Annotated in this window: 23 protein-coding genes; 8 read left to right on the forward strand and 15 right to left on the reverse strand. The window is 66.7% G+C overall.

The window, feature by feature from the left end; genetic code table 11:
* Positions 1–10 precede the first annotated feature (10 nt).
* From AVKW3434_RS12020 to pyrG, 8 genes are all read right to left on the reverse strand, one after another.
* Positions 11–577 carry a hypothetical protein gene (locus tag AVKW3434_RS12020; protein ID WP_284406023.1) on the reverse strand — a complete coding sequence of 189 codons (567 nt, stop codon included), beginning with the start codon at positions 575–577 and terminating at the stop codon, positions 11–13.
* Between the two features lie 48 nt (positions 578–625).
* On the reverse strand, positions 626–904 hold the full coding sequence (locus AVKW3434_RS12025; protein ID WP_272551727.1) for a septum formation initiator family protein: 279 nt from the start codon (positions 902–904) through the stop codon (positions 626–628).
* A 95-nt stretch (positions 905–999) separates the two neighbouring features.
* Positions 1000–2286 carry a phosphopyruvate hydratase gene (eno, locus tag AVKW3434_RS12030; protein ID WP_272568051.1) on the reverse strand — a complete coding sequence of 429 codons (1287 nt, stop codon included), beginning with the start codon at positions 2284–2286 and terminating at the stop codon, positions 1000–1002.
* 89 nt (positions 2287–2375) lie between these two features.
* Positions 2376–2891 (reverse strand): hypothetical protein, encoded by a 516-nt coding sequence (locus AVKW3434_RS12035; RefSeq protein WP_284406024.1) that lies wholly within the window; start codon positions 2889–2891, stop codon positions 2376–2378.
* Positions 2872–3675, reverse strand: coding sequence for a hypothetical protein (locus AVKW3434_RS12040; protein WP_284406025.1), 804 nt, complete (start codon positions 3673–3675; stop codon positions 2872–2874). The genes AVKW3434_RS12035 and AVKW3434_RS12040 overlap by 20 nt, the downstream gene beginning before the upstream one ends.
* Before the next feature lie 25 nt (positions 3676–3700).
* The gene (locus tag AVKW3434_RS12045) at positions 3701–3991 is read right to left on the reverse strand and encodes a DUF1330 domain-containing protein (RefSeq protein ID WP_272568055.1); all 291 of its coding nucleotides are present in this window, start codon (positions 3989–3991) and stop codon (positions 3701–3703) included.
* A gap of 3 nt (positions 3992–3994) precedes the next feature.
* Positions 3995–4852, reverse strand: coding sequence for a 3-deoxy-8-phosphooctulonate synthase (gene kdsA, locus AVKW3434_RS12050; protein ID WP_272568056.1), 858 nt, complete (start codon positions 4850–4852; stop codon positions 3995–3997).
* A gap of 45 nt (positions 4853–4897) precedes the next feature.
* Positions 4898–6568 carry a CTP synthase gene (gene pyrG, locus AVKW3434_RS12055; protein ID WP_284406026.1) on the reverse strand — a complete coding sequence of 557 codons (1671 nt, stop codon included), beginning with the start codon at positions 6566–6568 and terminating at the stop codon, positions 4898–4900.
* A 101-nt stretch (positions 6569–6669) separates the two neighbouring features.
* On the opposite strand from pyrG, the gene coaBC reads away from it, so the two are divergent.
* The 4 genes from coaBC (at position 6670) to AVKW3434_RS12075 (ending at position 9565) form a co-directional block, all read left to right on the forward strand.
* Positions 6670–7890 (forward strand): bifunctional phosphopantothenoylcysteine decarboxylase/phosphopantothenate--cysteine ligase CoaBC, encoded by a 1221-nt coding sequence (gene coaBC / locus AVKW3434_RS12060; RefSeq protein ID WP_284406027.1) that lies wholly within the window; start codon positions 6670–6672, stop codon positions 7888–7890.
* Positions 7891–7914: 24 nt separating this feature from the next.
* Entirely contained in the window at positions 7915–8421 is a 507-nt protein-coding gene (locus AVKW3434_RS12065; protein WP_284406028.1) for a hypothetical protein, read from the forward strand.
* A gap of 9 nt (positions 8422–8430) precedes the next feature.
* Positions 8431–8877 carry a dUTP diphosphatase gene (dut, locus tag AVKW3434_RS12070; RefSeq protein WP_272568060.1) on the forward strand — a complete coding sequence of 149 codons (447 nt, stop codon included), beginning with the start codon at positions 8431–8433 and terminating at the stop codon, positions 8875–8877.
* Between the two features lie 178 nt (positions 8878–9055).
* Positions 9056–9565 carry an outer membrane lipoprotein gene (locus AVKW3434_RS12075; protein WP_284406029.1) on the forward strand — a complete coding sequence of 170 codons (510 nt, stop codon included), beginning with the start codon at positions 9056–9058 and terminating at the stop codon, positions 9563–9565.
* Positions 9566–9660: 95 nt separating this feature from the next.
* On the opposite strand, the gene AVKW3434_RS12080 is transcribed toward AVKW3434_RS12075, so the two are convergent.
* On the reverse strand, positions 9661–10185 hold the full coding sequence (locus tag AVKW3434_RS12080) for an FKBP-type peptidyl-prolyl cis-trans isomerase (RefSeq protein WP_284406030.1): 525 nt from the start codon (positions 10183–10185) through the stop codon (positions 9661–9663).
* 52 nt (positions 10186–10237) lie between these two features.
* Here AVKW3434_RS12080 and AVKW3434_RS12085 point away from each other — a divergent pair, with 52 nt between their 5' ends.
* From AVKW3434_RS12085 to AVKW3434_RS12095, 3 genes are all read left to right on the forward strand, one after another.
* Positions 10238–11371, forward strand: coding sequence for a cupin domain-containing protein (locus tag AVKW3434_RS12085; RefSeq protein WP_284406031.1), 1134 nt, complete (start codon positions 10238–10240; stop codon positions 11369–11371).
* A 45-nt stretch (positions 11372–11416) separates the two neighbouring features.
* Complete coding sequence (locus tag AVKW3434_RS12090; RefSeq protein WP_284406032.1) at positions 11417–11938, forward strand: hypothetical protein; 522 nt, start codon at positions 11417–11419, stop codon at positions 11936–11938.
* A 205-nt stretch (positions 11939–12143) separates the two neighbouring features.
* A complete protein-coding gene (locus AVKW3434_RS12095) occupies positions 12144–12425 on the forward strand; it encodes a hypothetical protein (RefSeq protein ID WP_284395434.1) in 282 nt (93 codons plus the stop codon).
* A 174-nt stretch (positions 12426–12599) separates the two neighbouring features.
* Here the strand turns inward: AVKW3434_RS12095 and AVKW3434_RS12100 are convergent, their stop codons facing one another.
* From AVKW3434_RS12100 to AVKW3434_RS12125, 6 genes are all read right to left on the reverse strand, one after another.
* On the reverse strand, positions 12600–13379 hold the full coding sequence (locus AVKW3434_RS12100; RefSeq protein ID WP_284406033.1) for an MBL fold metallo-hydrolase: 780 nt from the start codon (positions 13377–13379) through the stop codon (positions 12600–12602).
* A 17-nt stretch (positions 13380–13396) separates the two neighbouring features.
* Positions 13397–14485: an NlpB/DapX family lipoprotein gene (gene bamC / locus AVKW3434_RS12105; RefSeq protein WP_284406034.1), complete on the reverse strand. Its 1089-nt coding sequence runs from the start codon at positions 14483–14485 to the stop codon at positions 13397–13399.
* 57 nt (positions 14486–14542) lie between these two features.
* Entirely contained in the window at positions 14543–15436 is an 894-nt protein-coding gene (dapA, locus tag AVKW3434_RS12110) for a 4-hydroxy-tetrahydrodipicolinate synthase (protein ID WP_272568071.1), read from the reverse strand.
* A 35-nt stretch (positions 15437–15471) separates the two neighbouring features.
* Positions 15472–16029, reverse strand: coding sequence for a class I SAM-dependent methyltransferase (locus tag AVKW3434_RS12115; protein WP_284406035.1), 558 nt, complete (start codon positions 16027–16029; stop codon positions 15472–15474).
* Between the two features lie 66 nt (positions 16030–16095).
* Complete coding sequence (locus AVKW3434_RS12120) at positions 16096–16266, reverse strand: hypothetical protein (RefSeq protein ID WP_284406117.1); 171 nt, start codon at positions 16264–16266, stop codon at positions 16096–16098.
* A gap of 12 nt (positions 16267–16278) precedes the next feature.
* Entirely contained in the window at positions 16279–17499 is a 1221-nt protein-coding gene (locus tag AVKW3434_RS12125) for an MFS transporter (protein WP_284406036.1), read from the reverse strand.
* 137 nt (positions 17500–17636) lie between these two features.
* On the opposite strand from AVKW3434_RS12125, the gene AVKW3434_RS12130 reads away from it, so the two are divergent.
* Positions 17637–19619 carry a DNA topoisomerase IV subunit B gene (locus tag AVKW3434_RS12130; protein WP_272568075.1) on the forward strand — a complete coding sequence of 661 codons (1983 nt, stop codon included), beginning with the start codon at positions 17637–17639 and terminating at the stop codon, positions 19617–19619.
* The last annotated feature ends 49 nt before the right edge of the window (positions 19620–19668 follow it).

The raw sequence follows: 19668 nt of genomic DNA on the forward strand, positions 1-19668 counted from the left end.
GGGCCCCGCATCAGCCGCGCAGCGCCGTGAACAGCTTGTGCTCGCACTCGGGGTCGCTGCACTTCTCGCACGACCATGCGCGAAGGCAGGCAGGCCGTGCCGGCGCTTCTTGATCAAAAACTGTTGGTGCCGGCGGATCATATGCCTTGGGTGCTATTTTTTTAATAGCATCCAGGACTGCCCGCAGCCGCTCGTTCTCGCTGCCGTACAGCACGCGATAGGACACGCCGGCCTCGGAAAGCGCCCCGCGCAGGCAGGCATCGAACCGCTCCTGTCCGGAGGGCTGCGGTGTCTGGCCCGAGGCTTTCGAAGGCGTCGCGCCATCCAGTCCGCCAAGCAGCGTGGCTCGGAACGTCGCCGCATGGGTCGCCGCCAGCGCTGCCAGCGCCTGCTGCGCCGCATCTTGCAAGGGGCCCACCGGTGCCTCCAGGCAACGCGACACGGCTGCATGCAGCGCCGGGCAGGAATCGACCAAGGCATGCCCCGGCTGCAGGTGCCGAGCCACCGCGTGCGCCAAAGCCTCCAGCCCGGTGCCGGGGGCGCCCAACAGGGCGATGCGGACCGGATCGGCGGCCAAGGGACTCGGGGGTGACAGTGGGAATGAACGCTGCAGGACCCCGTCCGCTCAGCGGTGGGTCACCTGCACGTAGATCTCGTTGGGCTTGACCATGCCCAGTTCGTTGCGCGCCTTTTCCTCGACCATGTCCAGGCCTTCACGCAGGTCGTGCACTTCGGAGGTGAGGCGTTCGTTGGCCTGGCGCGCCTCGGCATTGGCCTGTTTTTGCGCGGCGATCTTTTCCTTCATCTCCTGCACGTGGTGGACGCTGCCACGGCCGGACCACAGCTGCGCCTGCACCCCCACGAGGAGGAGGAGCAGCACCAGCGGAACGATGCGGGGACTCATGGCGGCGAGGTCGGGTAGCAGGGAAGGGATTGGCCACCGCCCCGGCACGGCCCTCGCGGGAGGAGGGAAGGCCGTGCCACGGCGGTGGGTTCAGGTCAGCGCAGGTTGTAGAACGCAGCGCGGCCGGGGTAGTGGGCGATGTCCCCCAGGTCTTCCTCGATGCGCAGCAGCTGGTTGTACTTGGCGATGCGGTCCGAGCGCGACAGCGAGCCCGTCTTGATCTGGCCCGCGTTGGTACCCACGGCGATGTCGGCGATGGTGCTGTCCTCCGTCTCGCCCGAACGGTGCGAGATCACGGCCGTGTAGCCGGCGCGCTTGGCCATCTCGATGGCGGCGAAGGTTTCGGTCAGCGTGCCGATCTGGTTGATCTTGATGAGGATCGAGTTGGCGATGCGCTTGTCGATGCCTTCCTTCAGGATCTTGGTGTTGGTGACGAACAGGTCGTCGCCCACCAGCTGCACCTTCTCGCCCAGGCGTTCGGTCAGGTGCTTCCAGCCGTCCCAGTCGCCTTCGGCCATGCCGTCTTCGATGGAGATGATGGGGTACTTGTCCACCCACGCGGCGAGCATGTCGGTCCATTGCTGGGCCGTCAGGCGGATGCCGCCTTCGCCTTCCAGCACGTAGTGGCCGTCCTTGTAGAACTCGCTGGCCGCGCAGTCCAGGGCCAGGGCGATCTGTTCGCCGGCGGTGTAGCCGGCGGCGTCGATGGCCTGCAGGATGAGCTGGATCGCGGCTTCGTGGTTCTCGACGCTGGGGGCGAAGCCGCCCTCGTCGCCCACGGCGGTGCTCATGCCGCGGTCGTTGATGATCTTCTTGAGGGCATGGAACACCTCGGCGCCCCAGCGCACGGCTTCACGGAAGCTCGGCGCCCCCACGGGGACGATCATGAATTCCTGCAGATCCAGGCTGTTGTTGGCATGCGCGCCGCCGTTGATGACGTTCATCATCGGCACGGGCAACTGGATGCCACCCATGCCGCCCAGGTAGCGGTACAGGGGCAGGCCGGACTCTTCGGCGGCGGCGCGGGCCACGGCCATGGAGACCGCCAGCATGGCGTTCGCGCCCAGGCGGCTCTTGTTGTCGGTGCCGTCCAGGTCGATCAGGGTCTTGTCCAAAAAGGCCTGCTCGGAGGCGTCCAGGCCCAGCACGGCCTCGGAAATCTCGGTGTTGATGTGCTCCACGGCCTTGAGCACGCCCTTGCCCAGGTAGCGGCCCTTGTCGCCGTCGCGCAGCTCGATGGCCTCGCGGCTGCCGGTGGACGCGCCCGAGGGCACGGCCGCGCGGCCCATCACGCCCGATTCCAGCAGCACGTCGCATTCGACGGTGGGGTTGCCGCGGCTGTCCAGCACTTCGCGACCTACGATATCAACGATGGCACTCATTCAGGATTCTCCGGTTGATGATTAATTCTGGTTCAAAGCGCTGCCCCAACAGCATTGGAGGCGTGCTTCTCATATGGATGGCGTTATCTTCAAAGCGATGCAACGGAGCTTAGCAGGTAGGCGGCCGTCAGAATGACTGCGGGCAGACCCAGTACTAAACCTACAGTGATAACCAAAGCCTGGGGCCAAGCATTCACTCTTTGAATCAATGCAGAAGGGCGAATGGCCAGCAACGGAATTGAAACAATGGTGCAGACCAGAAAAAGCGTGGAAAACAATCCAACGCGCTCTGAAGTGGTCAGCAGTGTGAAGTTGGAGACAAAGAATAAAAACAAAAATACCAGCAGCCAGCAAGTCAATTCGATCGCATGGCGGATATTGATTGATTCGGTAGCAGTATTTTTTTTAAAAAAGCGAAAAAGCAAAAAAGAGAGGCTCAGTGCCAGTGGTGGCAGTGCAATCAATGAAAATGCTGCGGAAAAACCGCTGAGACTCCCAATGGCGATGTAAGCCACCGGAGTCAGCAGAAGACCGAGAATAAGGCAGGCACAAGCAAAAGCCGATACCTTATTGTTTTTGAATAAATTATTCGGCAGCGATTTCATATTCTTTGACGGTGGCAGCGCGGGTCACCAACGGGAAATGGCCGAACTGATGCTGAAGTTGCCACCAAGCCGTAATGCCGACCGACGCCGGCGAAGCGATGATCGAATCTGAAGCCGCTCCATATTCCCTGAGATCATCGTCGTCCAGGCCGAAGATGTCGTAGAAAACGAAATTCAGGGTCAGCCAGTATTTCTTGGCATTGCTGTCGTAATGGTAGTGGGTCGCGATGACATAAACGTACTGCACCCCGTTGATCATCAATCCCAGTCCGTTATTGAAATCCCGGGTCGAAAAGACCTTGCTTCCCAAGTTCAAGGCGGGAACGCCCAGGTTGGTCGGCATATGGAGCTTTTTGATGTCCCACTGCGCGTTCTTCAGCGATTGATGAAGGCGTACTTGGCCGGTGGTCCTGTTGGGTGAGTTGGGTGCGGAAACGACTGCATTGCAGAACGAATTGACATTGGGGTGGTTGCCCACTGCCGTATTGAGTCGCTCGTCATCGAAGTACTCCACAGCGGTCCTGCGGGTGTTCAGGAAATCATCAAACAGACGTCTGGCCATGCCCGTCTTGTCGCCGGCTGCAAAGATACCGAGCAATTTCAGCATCTTGGGGGCCAGTTCGCTGGGACTGTCTCCCACGCTCTGGCCTCTGGGGGCACGGAAGCGGCAGCCAGAGGTGATGTCCTGACCATACCGTGGCGGGCTCATCGCCGGAATGTAGGTGTTGTCAGCAAAAGCGTGCTGAGGCGTCAGGTAATTGTCTTTCGCGATAGCGACCACCATGGGTGGATGAAGCGCGACCTTCAATTCACACGCCTTCCACGCACACCATGCGCATGACGGCCGCGCCTTCGCGGGCCGCCTTGGCCTTCTGGTACTCGGGCGTGTCGTAGAACGCGCGGGCCGCCTCGAAACTCGGGAACTTCAGCAGCACGGTGCGGCCGGGGTTCCAGTCGCCTTCGAGCACCTCGACCTTGCCGCCGCGGATGCAGACCTCGGCGCCATGCACCTGCATGGCGTGGGTGCTCCACTTCTTGTATTCCTCGTACTGCGTCGGGTTGGTGACGGTGACGGATGCGATGACGTAACCACTGCTCATGGCTCAGGCTCCAAAGTTGTTTTCGAGGAATCCGTTGCGCTTGGTGATGGTGTCCAGCGCCACCAGCGTTTCCAGCAGCGCCTTCATGTGCTTGAGCGGCACGGCGTTGGGGCCGTCCGACAGGGCCTTGGCCGGGTCGGGGTGCGTTTCCATGAAGAGGCCCGCCACGCCCACGGCGACGGCGGCGCGGGCCAGCACCGGGACCATCTCGCGCTGGCCGCCGCTGCTCGTGCCCTGGCCACCCGGCAACTGCACCGAGTGGGTGGCGTCGAACACGACCGGCGCCCCGGTCTCGCGCATGATGGCCAGGCCGCGCATGTCGGACACGAGATTGTTGTAGCCGAAGCTCGCACCCCGCTCGCAGGCCATGAAGCTGTCCTCGGGCAGGCCGGCTTCCAGCGCGGCGGCGCGGGCCTTGTCGATCACGTTCTTCATGTCGTGCGGCGCGAGGAACTGGCCCTTCTTGATGTTCACCGGCTTGCCCGACTGCGCCACCGCGCGGATGAAGTCGGTCTGACGGCACAGGAAGGCGGGCGTCTGCAGCACATCGACCACCTTGGCGGCCTCGGTGATGTCGTCCTCGGTGTGCACGTCGGTCAGCACGGGCACGTCCAGGTCGCGCCGGATCTTGGCCAGGATCTCCAGGCCCTTCTCGCGGCCGGGGCCGCGAAAGCTGGTGCCCGAAGAGCGGTTGGCCTTGTCGAAGCTGCTCTTGAAGATGAACGGAATGCCCAGTGCCGCCGCCGTCTCCTTGAGCTGGCCGGCCACGTCCATCTGCAGTTGCTCAGACTCGATCACGCAGGGGCCCGCGATGAGGAAGAAGCGGTGTTCCAGGCCGACGTCGAAGCCGCAGAGTTTCATGGCAGGGGTTCTTTCTTTTCTCGTCGTTGCTTCGGAAGAAGGCTTTCAGGCCGCCGCGAGGGCTCGCTGCTGGCTCTTTTGGCGCTCCACGGCCGCCTTGATGAAGGCGTTGAAGAGCGGGTGGCCGTTCCACGGCGTCGATTTGAATTCGGGGTGGAACTGCACGCCGATGTACCAGGGGTGCACGCTCTTGGGCAACTCGACGATCTCGGTGAGCTGCTCGCGCTGCGTGAGCGCCGAGATCACCAGGCCCGCCTTGCGCAGCTGGTCGAGGTAGTTCACGTTGGCTTCGTAGCGGTGGCGGTGGCGCTCGGTGACGATGTTGCCGTAGATCTCGTGCGCCAGCGTGCCGGACGCCACGTCCGAGCTCTGCGCGCCCAGGCGCATGGTGCCGCCCAGGTCGGAGTTCTCGTTGCGCGTCTTGATCGTGCCGTCGGCGTCCTTCCACTCGGTGATCAGGGCGATCACGGGGTGGGGCGTGGCAGGCTCGAACTCGGTGCTGTTGGCGTCCTTGAGGCCGGCCACGTGGCGTGCGTATTCGATGGTGGCGACCTGCATGCCCAGGCAGATGCCCAGGTAGGGCACCTGGTGCTCGCGGGCGTAGCGGGCCGTGCTGATCTTGCCTTCCACGCCGCGCGCGCCGAAACCGCCGGGCACCAGGACGGCGTCGTACTTGGCGAGCTTCTCGGCCGCGTCGGCCGCGCCGATGGTCTCGGAATCGATGTGCTCGATCTTCACGCGCACATGGTTCTTCATGCCGGCATGGCGCAGCGCCTCGTTCACCGACTTGTAGCTGTCGGACAGGTCCACGTACTTGCCCACCATGGCGATGGTGACCTCGCCCTGCGGATGCTCGGTCTCGTAGACGAGCTGGTCCCAGCGCTTGAGGGTGGTGGGCGGCGTGTTCAGGCGCAGCTTGTCGCAGATCAGGCCGTCCAGGCCCTGCTCGTGCAGCATGCGCGGCACCTTGTAGATGGTGTCCACGTCCCACATGCTGATCACGCCCCACTCGGGCACGTTGGTGAACAGCGAGATCTTGCCGCGCTCTTCCTCGGGAATGCGGCGGTCGGCGCGGCACAGCAGCGCGTCGGGCTGGATGCCGATCTTGCGCAGTTCCTGCACCGTGTGCTGGGTCGGCTTGGTCTTGAGTTCGCCCGCTGCGGCGATCCACGGCAGGTAGGTCAGGTGCACGAAGGCGGCGTTGTTGGGGCCGAGCTTGAGGCTCAGCTGACGCACCGCTTCGAGGAAGGGCAGAGACTCGATGTCGCCCACCGTACCGCCGATCTCGACGATGGCCACGTCCACCGCGTCGCCCGTGCCCACGCCGGCGCCGCGCTTGATGTATTCCTGGATTTCGTTGGTGACGTGCGGAATGACCTGCACGGTCTTGCCGAGGTAGTCGCCGCGCCGTTCCTTCTCCAGCACGCTCTGGTAGATGCGGCCCGTGGTGAAGTTGTTGGTCTTTTTCATGCGCGTTTCGATGAAACGCTCATAGTGGCCGAGATCGAGGTCGGTTTCGGCGCCGTCGTCGGTGACGAAGACCTCGCCGTGCTGGAACGGGGACATGGTGCCCGGGTCCACGTTGATGTACGGGTCGAGCTTGATGAGGGTGACTTTGAGGCCCCGCGATTCGAGGATCGCGGCAAGGGAGGCTGAGGCGATTCCCTTGCCCAGGGAAGACACCACACCGCCGGTGACGAAGACAAATTTGGTCATGTCTTTTTTGGTGGTGGGAAATCGGGATTATAGAGGGCGGCCATCGGCCGCCCGGCCGGCACCCGCTCCGACCCCGCGCCCCGTCTGCTAAATTGCGCGCCATGAACGAGCTCGCCGGCAAACACATTCTCCTGGGACTCTCCGGCGGCATCGCCTGCTACAAATCGGCCGAATTCGCCCGACTGCTGATCAAGGCCGGGGCCAGCGTGCAGGTCGTGATGACCGAGGCGGCCGCGCAGTTCATGACCCCCGTCACGATGCAGGCGCTGACCGGGCGCGCGGTGTACCACTCGCAGTGGGACGCGCGCGAGCCCAACAACATGCCGCACATCAACCTGGGCCGCGAGGCCGACGCGATCGTCATCGCGCCGTGCAGCGCGGACTTCATCGCGCGTCTGGCGCAGGGGCGCTCCGACGAACTGCTGAGCCTGACCTGCCTGGCCCGGCCCATCGACCGCGTGCCGCTGCTGCTCGCACCCGCCATGAACCGCGAGATGTGGGCGCACCCGGCCACGCAGCGCAACCTGGCGCAGGTCGCGCGCGACGGCGCCGTGGTGCTGGCCGTAGGCAACGGCGACCAGGCCTGCGGCGAGACCGGTGACGGCCGCATGCTGGAGCCGGCCGAACTGCTGGAGGAACTGACGGCGTTCTTCGCGCCCAAGGTACTGGCCGGCCAGCACGTGCTAGTGACGGCGGGCCCCACGTTCGAGGCCATCGACCCGGTGCGCGGCATCACCAACCGCTCCAGCGGCAAGATGGGCTTTTCCATCGCCCGCGCCGCGCGCGAGGCCGGCGCGCAGGTCACGCTGGTGGCGGGGCCGGTGCACCTGCCCACGCCGCGCGGCGTGCGCCGCGTGGACGTGCAATCGGCACAAAACATGCTCGATGCGGTAGTGGAATATGCCTCGGATGCTACTGTTTTTGTAGCAACTGCTGCCGTGGCCGACTGGCGCCCCGCTCAGGCGGCCCGCCACAAGATCAAGAAGGACGGTTCCGGCGAGGTGCCTGCGCTGGCGTTCGTGGAGAACACGGACATCCTGGCCCAGGTGGCGAAATCCGAGCGCGCGCGCGCGGGGCAACTGTTCTGCGTCGGCTTTGCGGCGGAGAGCGAGGACCTGCTGCGCCACGCCAGCGCCAAGCGCGAGCGCAAGGGTGTACCGCTGCTGGTGGGCAACATCGGCCCGGCCACCTTCGGGCAGGACGACAACGCGCTGCTGCTGATCGATGCCCAGGGGCACCGCGAGCTGCCGCGCGCCTCCAAGCGCGAGCTCGCCCGCCAGTTGGTGGCCGAGATCGCCCGGCGCATCGCGGGCGCCGCCTGACATCCCGTCCGAGACACACTCCCCGTGCAGCATCCCTTGCGCCCCGAATGGGACACGCCGCCCGACGGCGATTTCGCGAGCTACGTCGAGCGGCTCAGCCGCATGCAGCACCCGGCCCATTCGCTGGCGCCCGGTGAGGAGCCTGGCCACTACGGTGCCCGCCCGACTGTCGTCAGTACGGCTGCGAAAGGCGCAGCCGTGAAGGCGCCCGTCCGCGATGCGGTGACGCGTCCGGCCTCTCTGGCGATGCCGGGCGCCCAAGGGCTCCGGCTGTTGCGCCTGGCACGGGCGGTGCTGCTCCTGCTGGTGCTGGCGAAAGCGGTGGCGTGGCTGGCTTTCGCCTGGGGTTCGCTGTTCGGCGTCGTCTCGCTCGGCCTGCTGTGGTGGGGCCTGGGCGCGGCAGGGCGCCTGCTGTCCAGCGGCCTCCCATCATCGCCCGGCACCGACCGCGCCGCGGCATTGCAAACCGTGCTGGAGGCGCTGCGCCACGCGGCGCGCCAGCCCCCGAATTCCCGTTTTCCCAAGAAGTGAATTGAACCTGTGAAGATCGACGTCAAGATTCTCGACCCCCGCATGGCAGCGCAACTGCCTTCCTACGCCACGCCGGGCAGCGCCGGCCTCGACCTGCGCGCCTGCCTGGACGAGCCGCTCACGCTGCAGCCCAACGCCTGGCAACTGGTGCCCACCGGGATCGCCATCTATCTGAAAGATCCCGGGTATGCCGCGCTGATCCTTCCGCGCTCGGGCCTGGGGCACAAGCATGGCATCGTGCTGGGCAATCTGGTGGGGCTGATCGACAGCGACTACCAGGGCCAGCTCATGGTCAGTGCCTGGAACCGCAGCGACACGGCGTTCACCCTGGAGCCCATGGAGCGGCTGGCCCAACTGGTCATCGTGCCTGTGGTGCAGGCGCAGTTCAACGTGGTCAGCGACTTTCCCGCCACGCAGCGCGGCGAAGGCGGCTACGGCTCGACGGGCCAGGCCTGATCGGTCTGAAAGGCCCTCCATTTCGGTCGTTTGTAGGCCGGCGCCGACATGGCTGCCGGTATCTGTCTTGCCTGCCGGGCCGCGATTGCCCGTCGGGTTCCGGGGTGGGCTGCATGGTGCAATCCGCTTCACGTCAAAGGCTTTGAAGGCCTGCGCATCGCTCTGAAGGAGAACTTTCATGTCCCGTTTCATCCGCTCCGCCACCCTGGCAGGTTCCGTCGCCCTGGTGACCCTGCTCTCGGCTTGCGCCCAGCAACCGCGCTATTCCAACAACTACCCCGCCCAGCCCCAGCCGGGCTATTCCTCCTACCCCGCTGCGCAGAACCAGAACCAGAACGGCACCGAGTTCGGCGTGGTCTCCAACATCGAAACCCTGCATGCGCGCAACCGCGGCACCAGCGGCGCGGGTGCCGTGCTGGGCGCGGTGGCCGGCGGCGTGCTGGGCAACCAGGTGGGCAAGGGCAGCGGCCGTGCCACAGCCACCGTGCTGGGTGCCGTGGGCGGCGGTGTGGTGGGTAACCAGATCGAAGGCCGCACCGGCAACAACAACGACGGCCAGGCCGAGGGCTACCGCCTGACGATCCAGCTGGATCAGGGCGGCCAGCGCGTCTATGACGTGACCACCCCAGGCGACCTGCGCACCGGCGACCGCGTGCGCCTGTATGGCGGCCAGATCTCGCGCATCTGACCTCCCATGGTCTCGTCGCCTGCCGCGCATGCGTGGCAGGCACCCCATGCAAAACGGGCCCCTCGGGGCCCGTTTTGCATGGGTCGATGAATCGGTCAGTGAAGGGTGGGTGCGTCCGCCGCGGGCGGCTGGATGCGGAAGAAGCCGGTGCCGGCCGAGCCGCGGCCGATCTCTTCCTCGGTGGCCTCGCGCACGCTTTGCACGGTGAGGTGCAGGCGCAGCGCGATGCCTGCCAGCGGGTGGTTGCCGTCGAGCACGATGTGCTCCGGGTAGATCTGGGCCACGGTGTACAGCACGTCGCGCGGGGCCGCCGGGTTGGTGCCCTGCGGCAGCGCGCTGCCTTCGATCGTCATGCCTTCTTCCAGATCGGCGGGAAAGAGGTTGCGCGGTTCGAGGAACAGCAGCTGGTCCTGGTAGTCGCCGAAGGCTTCCTCGGGCTCCAGGTGCAGCGACAGCGACGTGCCCGCGGCATGGCCTTGCAGGGCCTCTTCGATGCGCGCGAGCAGATCGTCGCCGCCGACGAGAAACTCCACCGGCTCATCGAGCACGTCCAGCTCCTCGCCCAGGGTGTCTTTCAGGATCCAGGTCAAAGCGACCACACATTGTTGGTTGATTTCCATAGGAGAATTGTCGCAGTTCGACCCTCGTCCGCGCACGCGGTATCAATTCCCCATGGATGTTCAACAACCTCTGGCGCTGCTGGGCGGGCTCACGCCGGCGCAGTTCATGCGCCGCCACTGGCAGAAAAAGCCCTTGCTGGTTCGCCAGGCCATCGCCGCGTTCGACCCGCCGGTGCAACGCGCCGAATTGTTCGCGCTCGCCGCGCAAGAGAGCGTCGAATCGCGCCTCGTGCAGCACAAGGCCGGCGCGTGGAAGCTGCGCCACGGCCCTTTCGCGCGCCGTTCGCTGCCCCCGCTCACCACGCGCGAGTGGACGCTGCTGGTGCAGGGCGTCGATCTGCATGACGACGCGGTGCATGCGCTGATGGAGCAGTTTTGCTTCGTGCCGCGCGCGCGGCTCGACGACCTGATGATCAGCTATGCCTCCGATGGCGGCGGCGTCGGACCGCATTTCGACAGCTACGACGTCTTCCTGCTCCAGGCCCAGGGGCGTCGGCGCTGGCGCATCGGCCGGCAGAAGGACCTCACGCTGCGCGAGGGCATTCCGCTCAAGGTGCTGGCGCAGTTCGAGCCCGAGCAGGAGTTCGTGCTCGAGCCCGGGGACATGCTGTACCTGCCGCCGCGCTATGCGCACGATGGCATCGCCGAAGGCGAATGCATGACCTACTCCATCGGGTTCCGCTCCCCCGCACGCAACGGGATCGCGCAGGAGCTGCTGTCGCGCCTGGCCGACGATGCCGCCGATGACGATGCGCCGCCCCAGCTGTACCGCGATCCGTCACAGGCCGCGGTGGCGCAGCCGGGCGAGATTCCCCCGGCGCTGCAGGCCTTTGCCCGCCAGGCGCTGGAGCGGGCACTGTCCGAGCCGCTGGCCCTGGAGCGCGCCCTGGGCGAGAGCCTGACCGAGCCCAAGCCCAACGTGTGGTTCGAGCCCGGGGCGGTGGGCGGCCTGCTGGAGGGCGTTCAACTGGACCGCCGCACCCGCATGGTCTATGACGCGCGCCATGTGTTCATCAACGGCGACAGCTACCTGGCGGCAGGCCGCGACGCCACCCTCATGCGCCTGCTGGCCGATGAGCGCGTGCTGCGCCCCCGCGATCTCGCGCGCGCCAGCGACGATGCGCTGGAGCTGCTGTCGTCGTGGTGCGAAACGGGTTGGGCGCACGCCTGGTCGCCGCCCGATTGATGGAGCGTTGACGCGCCAGGGCGCAATCATCCCGAGGAGCCACCGATGTCCGATGCATTCCCCCACCATTCCGAGCCGGCCGCTGCACTGCCCGCCGGGCGTTTCAATGGCCGGGAAGACTTTCGCCAGTGGGTGCGCGACGGGCTGGCCTGCGCGGCCCGGGAGGGCTGGAACGAGATCGTGCTGAGCGACTTCGACTTTCACGACTGGCCGCTTGGCGAGCGCGAGGTGATCGATTCACTGCAGTCCTGGGCGCGCCGCGGGCGCCGCCTCACGGTGCTGGCCGGAACGTACGACGAGATGGTGCGGCGCCACGCGCGCTTCGTGCATTGGCGCGGCGTGTGGGACCATGTGATCGAATGCCGCCGCGCACCCACGGCGGACCGCCTGGAACTGCCCAGCGTGCTCTGGTCCGATGCCTGGGTGCTGCAACGGCTGGACCCCGAGCGCTGTGCCGGCGTGGCCGGCCGCGAGCCCGAGCGCCGCCTGCTGGCGCGCGAGGCCCTCAATGAATGGCTGCTGCGCAAGAGTTCGCCGGGGTTCCCGGCGACCACGCTGGGGCTGTGAATAATGCGCTGCCCATTTTTGGCGATTTACCGAAGAGAAACAAAACGTCCCGTCGGTGTTAGTCTGTATTGACGGAATCTCCCTATAATTTGCGGTTGAAGTAAAAAAGGCGCCCCTGAGCGCCAAGCACCGCCAAAGAGCACGCTGCAAGAGGGCGCCAATGGCGGCAATTCCAATATCCGTCTGTCCAATAGGAAAAACTGAAATGAAGAACTCTCTCGTTCTGGCTGCTCTGGTCGCCTCCGTCGCTCTCGCCGCTTGCGGCAAGAAGGAAGAAGCCGCTGCGCCTGCACCGGCTCCCGCTCCTGTGGAAGCACCCGCGCCAGCACCGGCTCCCGCTCCCGTGGTGACGCCTGCTGCTTCCGACGCAGCCCCTGCCATGACCGCTCCCGCATCCGACGCGGCTTCCGCTCCCGCGGGCGACGCTGCCAAGGCCGCTGCCGACGCTGCTGCTGCAGCCGCTGCCGGCGCTTCCACCGCCAAGTAAGCGATCGCTCCACCCGGCTTCGGCACACCGTGCCGGAGCCCGGCAAAAAGCCCCGTACCACCAGGTCGGGGCTTTTTTTATTGGGCGAGCCGTTGGAGTGTTTTCGCAGGGGTACGAGATGCGAGATGCCTTGCGGACCTCAAGGCATTACCAAGTCCGCGGCCTGCCGAAAGATCAGCCGCAGGCGATCCAGTCGGAGCCGGTGACCGGGCTGGCCACGTCCACGCGCGAGGTGTCCCACCCCAAGGCCGAGGCCAGCGCGGCCTGGGCCAGTTCGGGGCGGTTGTTCTGCGCGCTGAGGTGGGCCGCCACCACGCGGCTCAGCCCCGTGTGCTGCATGGCCCGAAGGATGTCGGCGGCCACGGTGTTGGCCAGGTGGCCGTAGAGGCCGCTGATGCGGCGCTTCAGGAACGCCGGGTAGCTGGAGACGGCGAGCAGATCGGGGTCGTGGTTGGATTCCAGCAGCAACGCATGACAGCCCTGGAGGTGGGCCAGCACATGGTCGGTGGCATGGCCCAGGTCGGTCAGCAGGCCGATGTGTGTCGCGCCGTCGCTGCAGCGCAGTTGCAGCGGCTCGCGGGCGTCGTGGGGCACGGTGAAGGGCAGGGCCTCGAAAGCGCCCAGATCGATGGGCACGCCGTCCTGTGCGATGTTCAGCAGCCCATCCAGGCCCGGCGCGCCGATGGCCGTGTAGGTGCCGTGGCTCATCCAGACCGGAATGCGGTGCCTGAGCACCAGCTTCTCCATGCAGCCCACGTGGTCCGAATGCTCGTGGGTGATGAACAGGGCGTCGAGGTCATCGATCGACAGCCCGGCGGCGGCGAGACGCGATGCCAGTTGCCGTGGCCCCAGCCCGCAGTCGATGAGCAGCCGCCGCACCTGCGTGCCGCAGCGCCCCTCCACCACCGTGGCGTTGCCCGAACTGCCGCTGCCCAGGTTCTTGAAACGCAGCACGCAGTCCTGGGCCCGGATTACTTCAGGTCGTCCGTCAGCACGCGCACGATGCGCTCGGCATTGGCCGAAGTCTCGGGCGCACCGGCAGCATTCAGGACGGACACCGTGCTCTTGTTCTCGACGCTGCGCACCACGACGCGGTACTTGACCGGTGCGGCGGCATCCGACGAGCGGCCCAGCAGCTTGCCGAAGAAGCCGGGGTCCTTCTTCTCGGTGGGCTCGACGTAGCGCACGAAATAGATGCCCTGGGCACGGTCGCGGTCTTCCACCGTGAAGCCGGTGCGGTCAAGCGCCAGGCCCACGCGGCGCCATGCGCGGTCGAAGTTCTCGTCCAGTTCCACCACGGGCACATTGCCCTGGCGTGCCATGCGGGCCGTGGGCACCTGCTGTGCGGGCGCGGCCGCGATGGCGCGGGACTGCTCCTGGCTCACGCCCAGCTTGACCATCAGGCGGCGCAGGAATTCGGTTTCCAGCTCCGGATCGACCGGGCGGGGCTGCCAGACGGTGCTTTCCTTCTGGGCGGAGGTGTAGACCTCGACCATGCCGCGGTGGCTGATGAAGATCTCGGTGCTGCCGTTGGGGCCGCGCTCCAGGCGGGTGCGGAACTTGTCGCGCTCGCCAGTGGAGTACACCGAGTCGAACACCTTGCCGATGGTGGAGCGGATGATGTCCTGCGGCAGCTTGGCGCGGTTTTCGGCCCAGTCGGTTTCCATGATGCCGAGGTTGGCCTGGTCCTGCACCAGCACGAAGCCGTTCTCGGTCCAGAAGTCGCGCACCGGGTCCCACAGGACGTCGGCGGGGCGGCTCACGACCAGCCAGCGCTGGTTGCCGTCGCGTTCGATGCGCACGTCGCCGATGGTGCGCGTGGCCGCGTTCACGGCGCCCACGGGCTTTTGCGACTGGCCGGCCTCGAAGGCGGCCGCCGACACCACGCCACCCGGCACGGCGTAGCGCGAGTCGCGCGAGATCTGGTTCAGGTCCGGCGGCACCTCGAGCGTCGCGCCCTTGGTGGCGCTCTTGTAGTCGATCTTGTCGCTCTCCAGGACGGAGCAGGCGGACAGGGCCATGGCAAGGCCCAGCAGGCCCAGGCGGTTGATAGCGTTCACGCGGAAATCCTCTTTGGTGTCTGGGGAGAGCGGGGCAGGCAAGGCGGCGGGCCTGAATTACAGCAGGCCGCTGGCGCGAAGGGCAGCTTCCACCACGGCTTCGTTGCCTTGGCTCAGCGGGGTCATGGGCAGGCGCATCGCGCCGCCGCACCGGCCCAGGCGGTGCATCGCCCACTTCACCGGAATCGGGTTGGCTTCGACGAACAGCTGCTTGTGGGTGGGCATGAGCTGGAACTGGATTTCCATGGCGCGGCGCACATCGCCGGCCAGCGCGGCCACGCACAGTTCGTGCATGAGGCGCGGCGCCACGTTGGCGGTCACGCTGATGTTGCCCTGGCCGCCGCACAGCATGAGCGCCACGGCCGTCGGATCGTCGCCGGAGTACACGGCGAAGCCCTTGGGCACGTCGCGGATCAGCCACTGCGCGCGTTCGATGTTGCCGGTGGCTTCCTTGATGCCGATGATGCCGGGCACCTGTGCCAGGCGCAGCACGGTGTCGTGCAGCATATCGGCCACGGAGCGACCGGGCACGTTGTACAGCACGATGGGCAGGTCGCCCACCGCTTCGGCGATCGCCTTGAAGTGCTGGTACTGGCCCTCTTGCGTGGGCTTGTTGTAGTAGGGCACGACCTGCAACTGCGAGTCGGCGCCGACCTTCTTGGCGAAGCGGGCCAGCTCGATGGCTTCGGCCGTGGAGTTGGCGCCGCAGCCGGCCATGATGGGCACGCGCTTGGCGGCCTGCTCGACGGCCACGCGGATGATTTCGCAGTGTTCTTCGACGTTCACCGTGGGCGACTCGCCGGTGGTGCCCACCACGCCGATGCAGTCGGTGCCTTCGGCGACGTGCCAGTCGATCAGTTGGCGCAGAGTGGGGTAGTCCACGCTGCCGTCCTCGTGCATGGGGGTGACGAGGGCGACGATGCTGCCGGTGAGAGAGCTGGGAGGGGTCATGTCCGCGGTGGAAAACGGGTAAAGGAGCATTCTAACTAGAGCGGCGGTGCGAGCCGGTGGCGTGCCGGTGCGGCCCCCTCTTGCAGCCGGACCGCGGCGATGCGCTGGACGAATCGCTCCGGTGCATCGAGGAAGCCATCTTCATAGGCCACCGTGCACAGACCCGCGCAGGTCTGCAGCAGTTCCCCGGGCCGCAAGAGAAAGTCCGGCCGGGCCGGGCGGCCGACGGTTTCGTTGCCTGCGGCGAAGGTTTCGTACAGCAGCACGCCGCCGGGCGCGACGCTGGCCACCAGCGTGGGCAGGAGCGGCCGCCACAGGTACCGGGTGACGACCACGGCGCCGAAGGTGCGGCCCGCCAACGGCCACGGCCCGGCTTCGATGTCCGCGCAGAGGATTTCGCCCAGCCCCCGCAAAGGGGCCAGCGCGTCGGGGTCGCGGTCCACGCCGGTCACGGGATGCCCGCGCCCCTGGAGCCACCGCAGGTGCCGGCCGCTGCCGCAGGCCACGTCCAGCACGCTGGCGCCGGGCGGCACGAGGTGGGCCCAGCGCTGGATCCACTCCGAAGGTGGTTCAAGACCCTGCGGCGCCGGCATTTGCTATGAAAATAATAGCTGCCATGGCAATGAAATCCACGGTATGAGGGCGATTGGGCACCATTTTCAGAAGCAGGCCCACAGCTGGTCGGCCATCATCACCACGAAGTCCGGCTCCGCATACAGGAGGAACACGGCGGCCAGCAGCACCGCGCCGGCAGCGCCCCAGGCCCACGCCCGGCGGACGCGGGCAGGGCCCGGCAGCGGGCGATGCGACGGGTGCGAGGTCGATGGCATGGTCAGCGCCTTTCAGGCCGAGGCCGGTTGCGGCGCCCGGTGGATCGGGCTTTCCTTGACCGGCAGGTTCACCAGCCCGGCCAGCACGCCCAGGCCGATAGCCAGGTACCAGACCAGGTCGTAGCTGCCGGTGGTGTCGTACAGATAGCCCCCCAGCCAGACACCCAGGAAGCTGCCGATCTGGTGGCTGAAGAACACGAACCCACCCAGCATGGACAGGTGCTGCACGCCGAAGATCTGCGCCACCGTGGCGTTGGTGGGCGGGATGGTGGACAGCCACAGCACGCCCATCACCGCCGAGAACACGTACACCGACAGGGGCGACAGCGGCACCAGCAGGAACACGCTGATCGCCACGGCCCGGGCGAAGTAGATGAAGGCGAGGATGTAGCGCTTGGGATTGCGCTGGCCCAGCGTGCCGGCGATGTACGTGCCGAACACGTTGAACAGCCCGATCAGCGCCAGCGCGTAGCTGGCCACCTGCGGCGACATGCCGTGGTCCTTGAGGTAGCTGGGCATGTGCACGCCGATGAACACCACCTGGAAGCCGCAGACGAAGTAGCCCGCCGTCAGCATCAGGAAGCTCGGGTAGCGCAGCGCCTCGCCCATGGCCTGGCCCACCGTCTGCGAGCGCGGGGTGGTGGTGCGGCTTCGAAAGCCCGGCTCGCGCAGGCCGAAGGCCAGCGGCACGATCAGCAGCACCATGGCCGAGAGCACCAGCAGCGCCTCCTGCCAGCCCAGGCGCACGATGAGCTGGCCCTCCACCGGCACCATCAGGAACTGCCCGAACGAGCCGGCCGCCGCCGCCACGCCCATGGCCCAGGAGCGCCTCTCTGGGGCGATCTGCCGGCCCAGCACGCCGTAGATGACCGCATAGGTGGTGCCGGCCTGCGCCGCGCCGATCAGCACGCCCGCGGTCAGGGCGAAGAGCGCCGGCGTGGGCGACAGGGCCATGCCGACCAGGCCCAGGCCGTACAGCACGGCCCCGCCGATCAGCACGCGGAAGGCGCCGAACCGGTCGGCCGCCATGCCCGCGAAGATGCCGAAGCAGCCCCAGGCGAGGTTCTGCACCGCGATGGCCAGCGCAAACGACTGGCGGGTCCAGCCCATGTCCTGGGTGATGGGCTGCAGCCACAGCCCGAAGCCGTGGCGGATGCCCATGGACAGCGTGACGATGGCGGCGCCACACACCAATACCTGGGCCATGGACAATTTCTGGGGGTCTTGAGGCATCCGGCAAATGTAGCCAAAGCGGCGCATCCGCGTGCACGCCTTCGCGACCCATTCCACCGCGGGCATCGGCGGCGGGTGAAAAGAAGGCTGGGTTTATATCCAGCCCATCCGGACCTGCGGCACTACAATCCGCCCCCATGGCAGCCAAACCCTCCTCCACCCCGCCAAGCGAATACTCCGAAGGCTCGATCCGCGTCCTCAAGGGACTGGAACCCGTCAAGCAGCGTCCGGGCATGTACACCCGCACCGACAACCCGTTGCACATCATCCAGGAAGTGCTGGACAACGCGGCCGACGAGGCGCTCGCCGGCCATGGCAAGAAGATCAAGGTCACGCTGCACGCCGACGGCTCGGTCAGCGTGGAAGACGACGGCCGCGGCATCCCGTTCGGCCTGCACCCCGAAGAAAAGGCCCCCGTGATCGAACTCGTGTTCACCCGCCTGCACGCGGGCGGCAAGTTCGACAAGGGCTCGGGCGGCGCCTACAGCTTCTCGGGCGGCCTGCACGGCGTGGGCGTCTCGGTGACCAATGCGCTGGCTCTGCGTCTGGAGGCCAGCACCCACCGCGAGGGCAAGGTGGCCCGCCTGGTGTTCGAAGGCGGCGACGTGACTGAGCCGCTCGTGGCCCGCCCGCTGGCCGCCGGCGAGCGCAAGCAGGGCACCACGGTGCGCGTGTGGCCCGACGGCAAGTACTTCGAGGCGACCGCGCTGCCGATGGGCGAGCTCACGCACCTGCTGCGCAGCAAGGCGGTGCTGATGCCCGGCGTGTCGGTCTCCCTCGTGAACGAGAAGACGCGCGAGACGCAGACCTGGCAGTACAAGGGCGGCCTGCGCGACTACCTCGGCCAGACGCTGAACGCCGACCCGGTGATCCCGCTGTTCGAAGGCGAAGGCTTTGCCGACCGCCACCACGAGAGCTTCGCCGAAGGCGAGGGCGCCGCCTGGTGCGTGGCCTTCACCGAGGACGGCCACCCGGTGCGCGAGAGCTACGTCAACCTGATCCCCACCAGCGCCGGCGGCACGCACGAAAGCGGCCTGCGCGACGGCCTGTTCAATGCCGTCAAAAGCTTCATCGAGCTGCATTCGCTGCTGCCCAAGGGCGTGAAGCTGCTGCCCGAGGACGTCTTCGCCCGCGCCAGCTACGTGCTGTCGGCCAAGGTGCTGGACCCGCAGTTCCAGGGCCAGATCAAGGAGCGGCTGAATTCCCGCGACGCGGTGCGGCTGGTGAGCGGCTTCGTGCGCCCGGCGCTCGAGCTGTGGCTGAACCAGCACGTCGACTATGGCAAGAAGCTGGCCGAGCTGGCCATCAAGGCCGCGCAGACGCGCCAGAAGGCCGGCCAGAAGGTCGAAAAGCGCAAGGGCTCCGGCGTGGCCGTGCTGCCCGGCAAGCTGACCGACTGCGAGAGCCGCGACCTCGCACACAACGAGGTCTTCCTGGTCGAGGGCGACTCGGCCGGCGGCAGCGCCAAGATGGGCCGCGACAAGGAAAGCCAGGCCATCCTGCCGCTGCGCGGCAAGGTGCTCAACACCTGGGAGGTGGACCGCGACCGGCTCTTCGGCAACACCGAGATCCACGACATTTCCGTGGCCATCGGCGTGGACCCGCATGGCCCCAACGACTCGCCCGACCTCTCGGGCCTGCGCTACGGCAAGGTCTGCATCCTGTCCGACGCCGACGTGGACGGCTCGCACATCCAGGTGCTGCTGCTCACCCTGTTCTTCCGCCATTTTCCGAAGCTCATCGAGACCGGCCACATCTACGTGGCGCGCCCGCCGCTGTTTCGCGTGGACGTGCCGGCGCGCGGCAAGAAGCCGGCCTCCAAGATGTATGCGCTGGACGAGGGCGAACTGGTGGCCATTCTCGACAAATGCGCCAAGGACGGCGTGGCGCGCGAGAAGTGCCAGATCAGCCGCTTCAAGGGCCTGGGCGAGATGAACGCCGAGCAGCTGTGGGAAACCACGCTCAACCCCGACACGCGCCGCCTGCTGCCCGTGCAGCTGGGCGACATGGACTTCGCCGCCACCGAGGGCCTCATCACCAAGCTGATGGGCAAGGGCGAGGCCGCCGCGCGCCGCGAACTGATGGAACTGCACGGCGACGCCGTGGAAGTGGACATCTGAGCCATGGCCTGGCGCGACCGGTTCGGACGTTCGGGCCTTTCAGGCCTCT

This window comes from Acidovorax sp. SUPP3434, from assembly GCF_030159015.1.
Classification (GTDB): domain Bacteria; phylum Pseudomonadota; class Gammaproteobacteria; order Burkholderiales; family Burkholderiaceae_C; genus Paracidovorax.

Excerpts from the sequence above, each read along its gene's own strand:
- AVKW3434_RS12025 (WP_272551727.1), bottom strand. The coding sequence starts at position 904 with ATGAGTCCCCGCATCGTTCCGCTGGTGCTGCTCCTCCTCCTCGTGGGG.
- eno (WP_272568051.1), bottom strand. The coding sequence starts at position 2,286 with ATGAGTGCCATCGTTGATATCGTAGGTCGCGAAGTGCTGGACAGCCGC.
- AVKW3434_RS12035 (WP_284406024.1), bottom strand. The coding sequence starts at position 2,891 with ATGAAATCGCTGCCGAATAATTTATTCAAAAACAATAAGGTATCGGCT.
- AVKW3434_RS12040 (WP_284406025.1), bottom strand. The coding sequence starts at position 3,675 with ATGGTGGTCGCTATCGCGAAAGACAATTACCTGACGCCTCAGCACGCT.
- AVKW3434_RS12045 (WP_272568055.1), bottom strand. The coding sequence starts at position 3,991 with ATGAGCAGTGGTTACGTCATCGCATCCGTCACCGTCACCAACCCGACG.
- kdsA (WP_272568056.1), bottom strand. The coding sequence starts at position 4,852 with ATGAAACTCTGCGGCTTCGACGTCGGCCTGGAACACCGCTTCTTCCTC.
- pyrG (WP_284406026.1), bottom strand. The coding sequence starts at position 6,568 with ATGACCAAATTTGTCTTCGTCACCGGCGGTGTGGTGTCTTCCCTGGGC.
- coaBC (WP_284406027.1), top strand. The coding sequence starts at position 6,670 with ATGAACGAGCTCGCCGGCAAACACATTCTCCTGGGACTCTCCGGCGGC.
- AVKW3434_RS12075 (WP_284406029.1), top strand. The coding sequence starts at position 9,056 with ATGTCCCGTTTCATCCGCTCCGCCACCCTGGCAGGTTCCGTCGCCCTG.
- AVKW3434_RS12080 (WP_284406030.1), bottom strand. The coding sequence starts at position 10,185 with ATGGAAATCAACCAACAATGTGTGGTCGCTTTGACCTGGATCCTGAAA.
- AVKW3434_RS12085 (WP_284406031.1), top strand. The coding sequence starts at position 10,238 with ATGGATGTTCAACAACCTCTGGCGCTGCTGGGCGGGCTCACGCCGGCG.
- AVKW3434_RS12090 (WP_284406032.1), top strand. The coding sequence starts at position 11,417 with ATGTCCGATGCATTCCCCCACCATTCCGAGCCGGCCGCTGCACTGCCC.
- AVKW3434_RS12095 (WP_284395434.1), top strand. The coding sequence starts at position 12,144 with ATGAAGAACTCTCTCGTTCTGGCTGCTCTGGTCGCCTCCGTCGCTCTC.
- dapA (WP_272568071.1), bottom strand. The coding sequence starts at position 15,436 with ATGACCCCTCCCAGCTCTCTCACCGGCAGCATCGTCGCCCTCGTCACC.
- AVKW3434_RS12115 (WP_284406035.1), bottom strand. The coding sequence starts at position 16,029 with ATGCCGGCGCCGCAGGGTCTTGAACCACCTTCGGAGTGGATCCAGCGC.
- AVKW3434_RS12120 (WP_284406117.1), bottom strand. The coding sequence starts at position 16,266 with ATGCCATCGACCTCGCACCCGTCGCATCGCCCGCTGCCGGGCCCTGCC.
- AVKW3434_RS12125 (WP_284406036.1), bottom strand. The coding sequence starts at position 17,499 with ATGCCTCAAGACCCCCAGAAATTGTCCATGGCCCAGGTATTGGTGTGT.
- AVKW3434_RS12130 (WP_272568075.1), top strand. The coding sequence starts at position 17,637 with ATGGCAGCCAAACCCTCCTCCACCCCGCCAAGCGAATACTCCGAAGGC.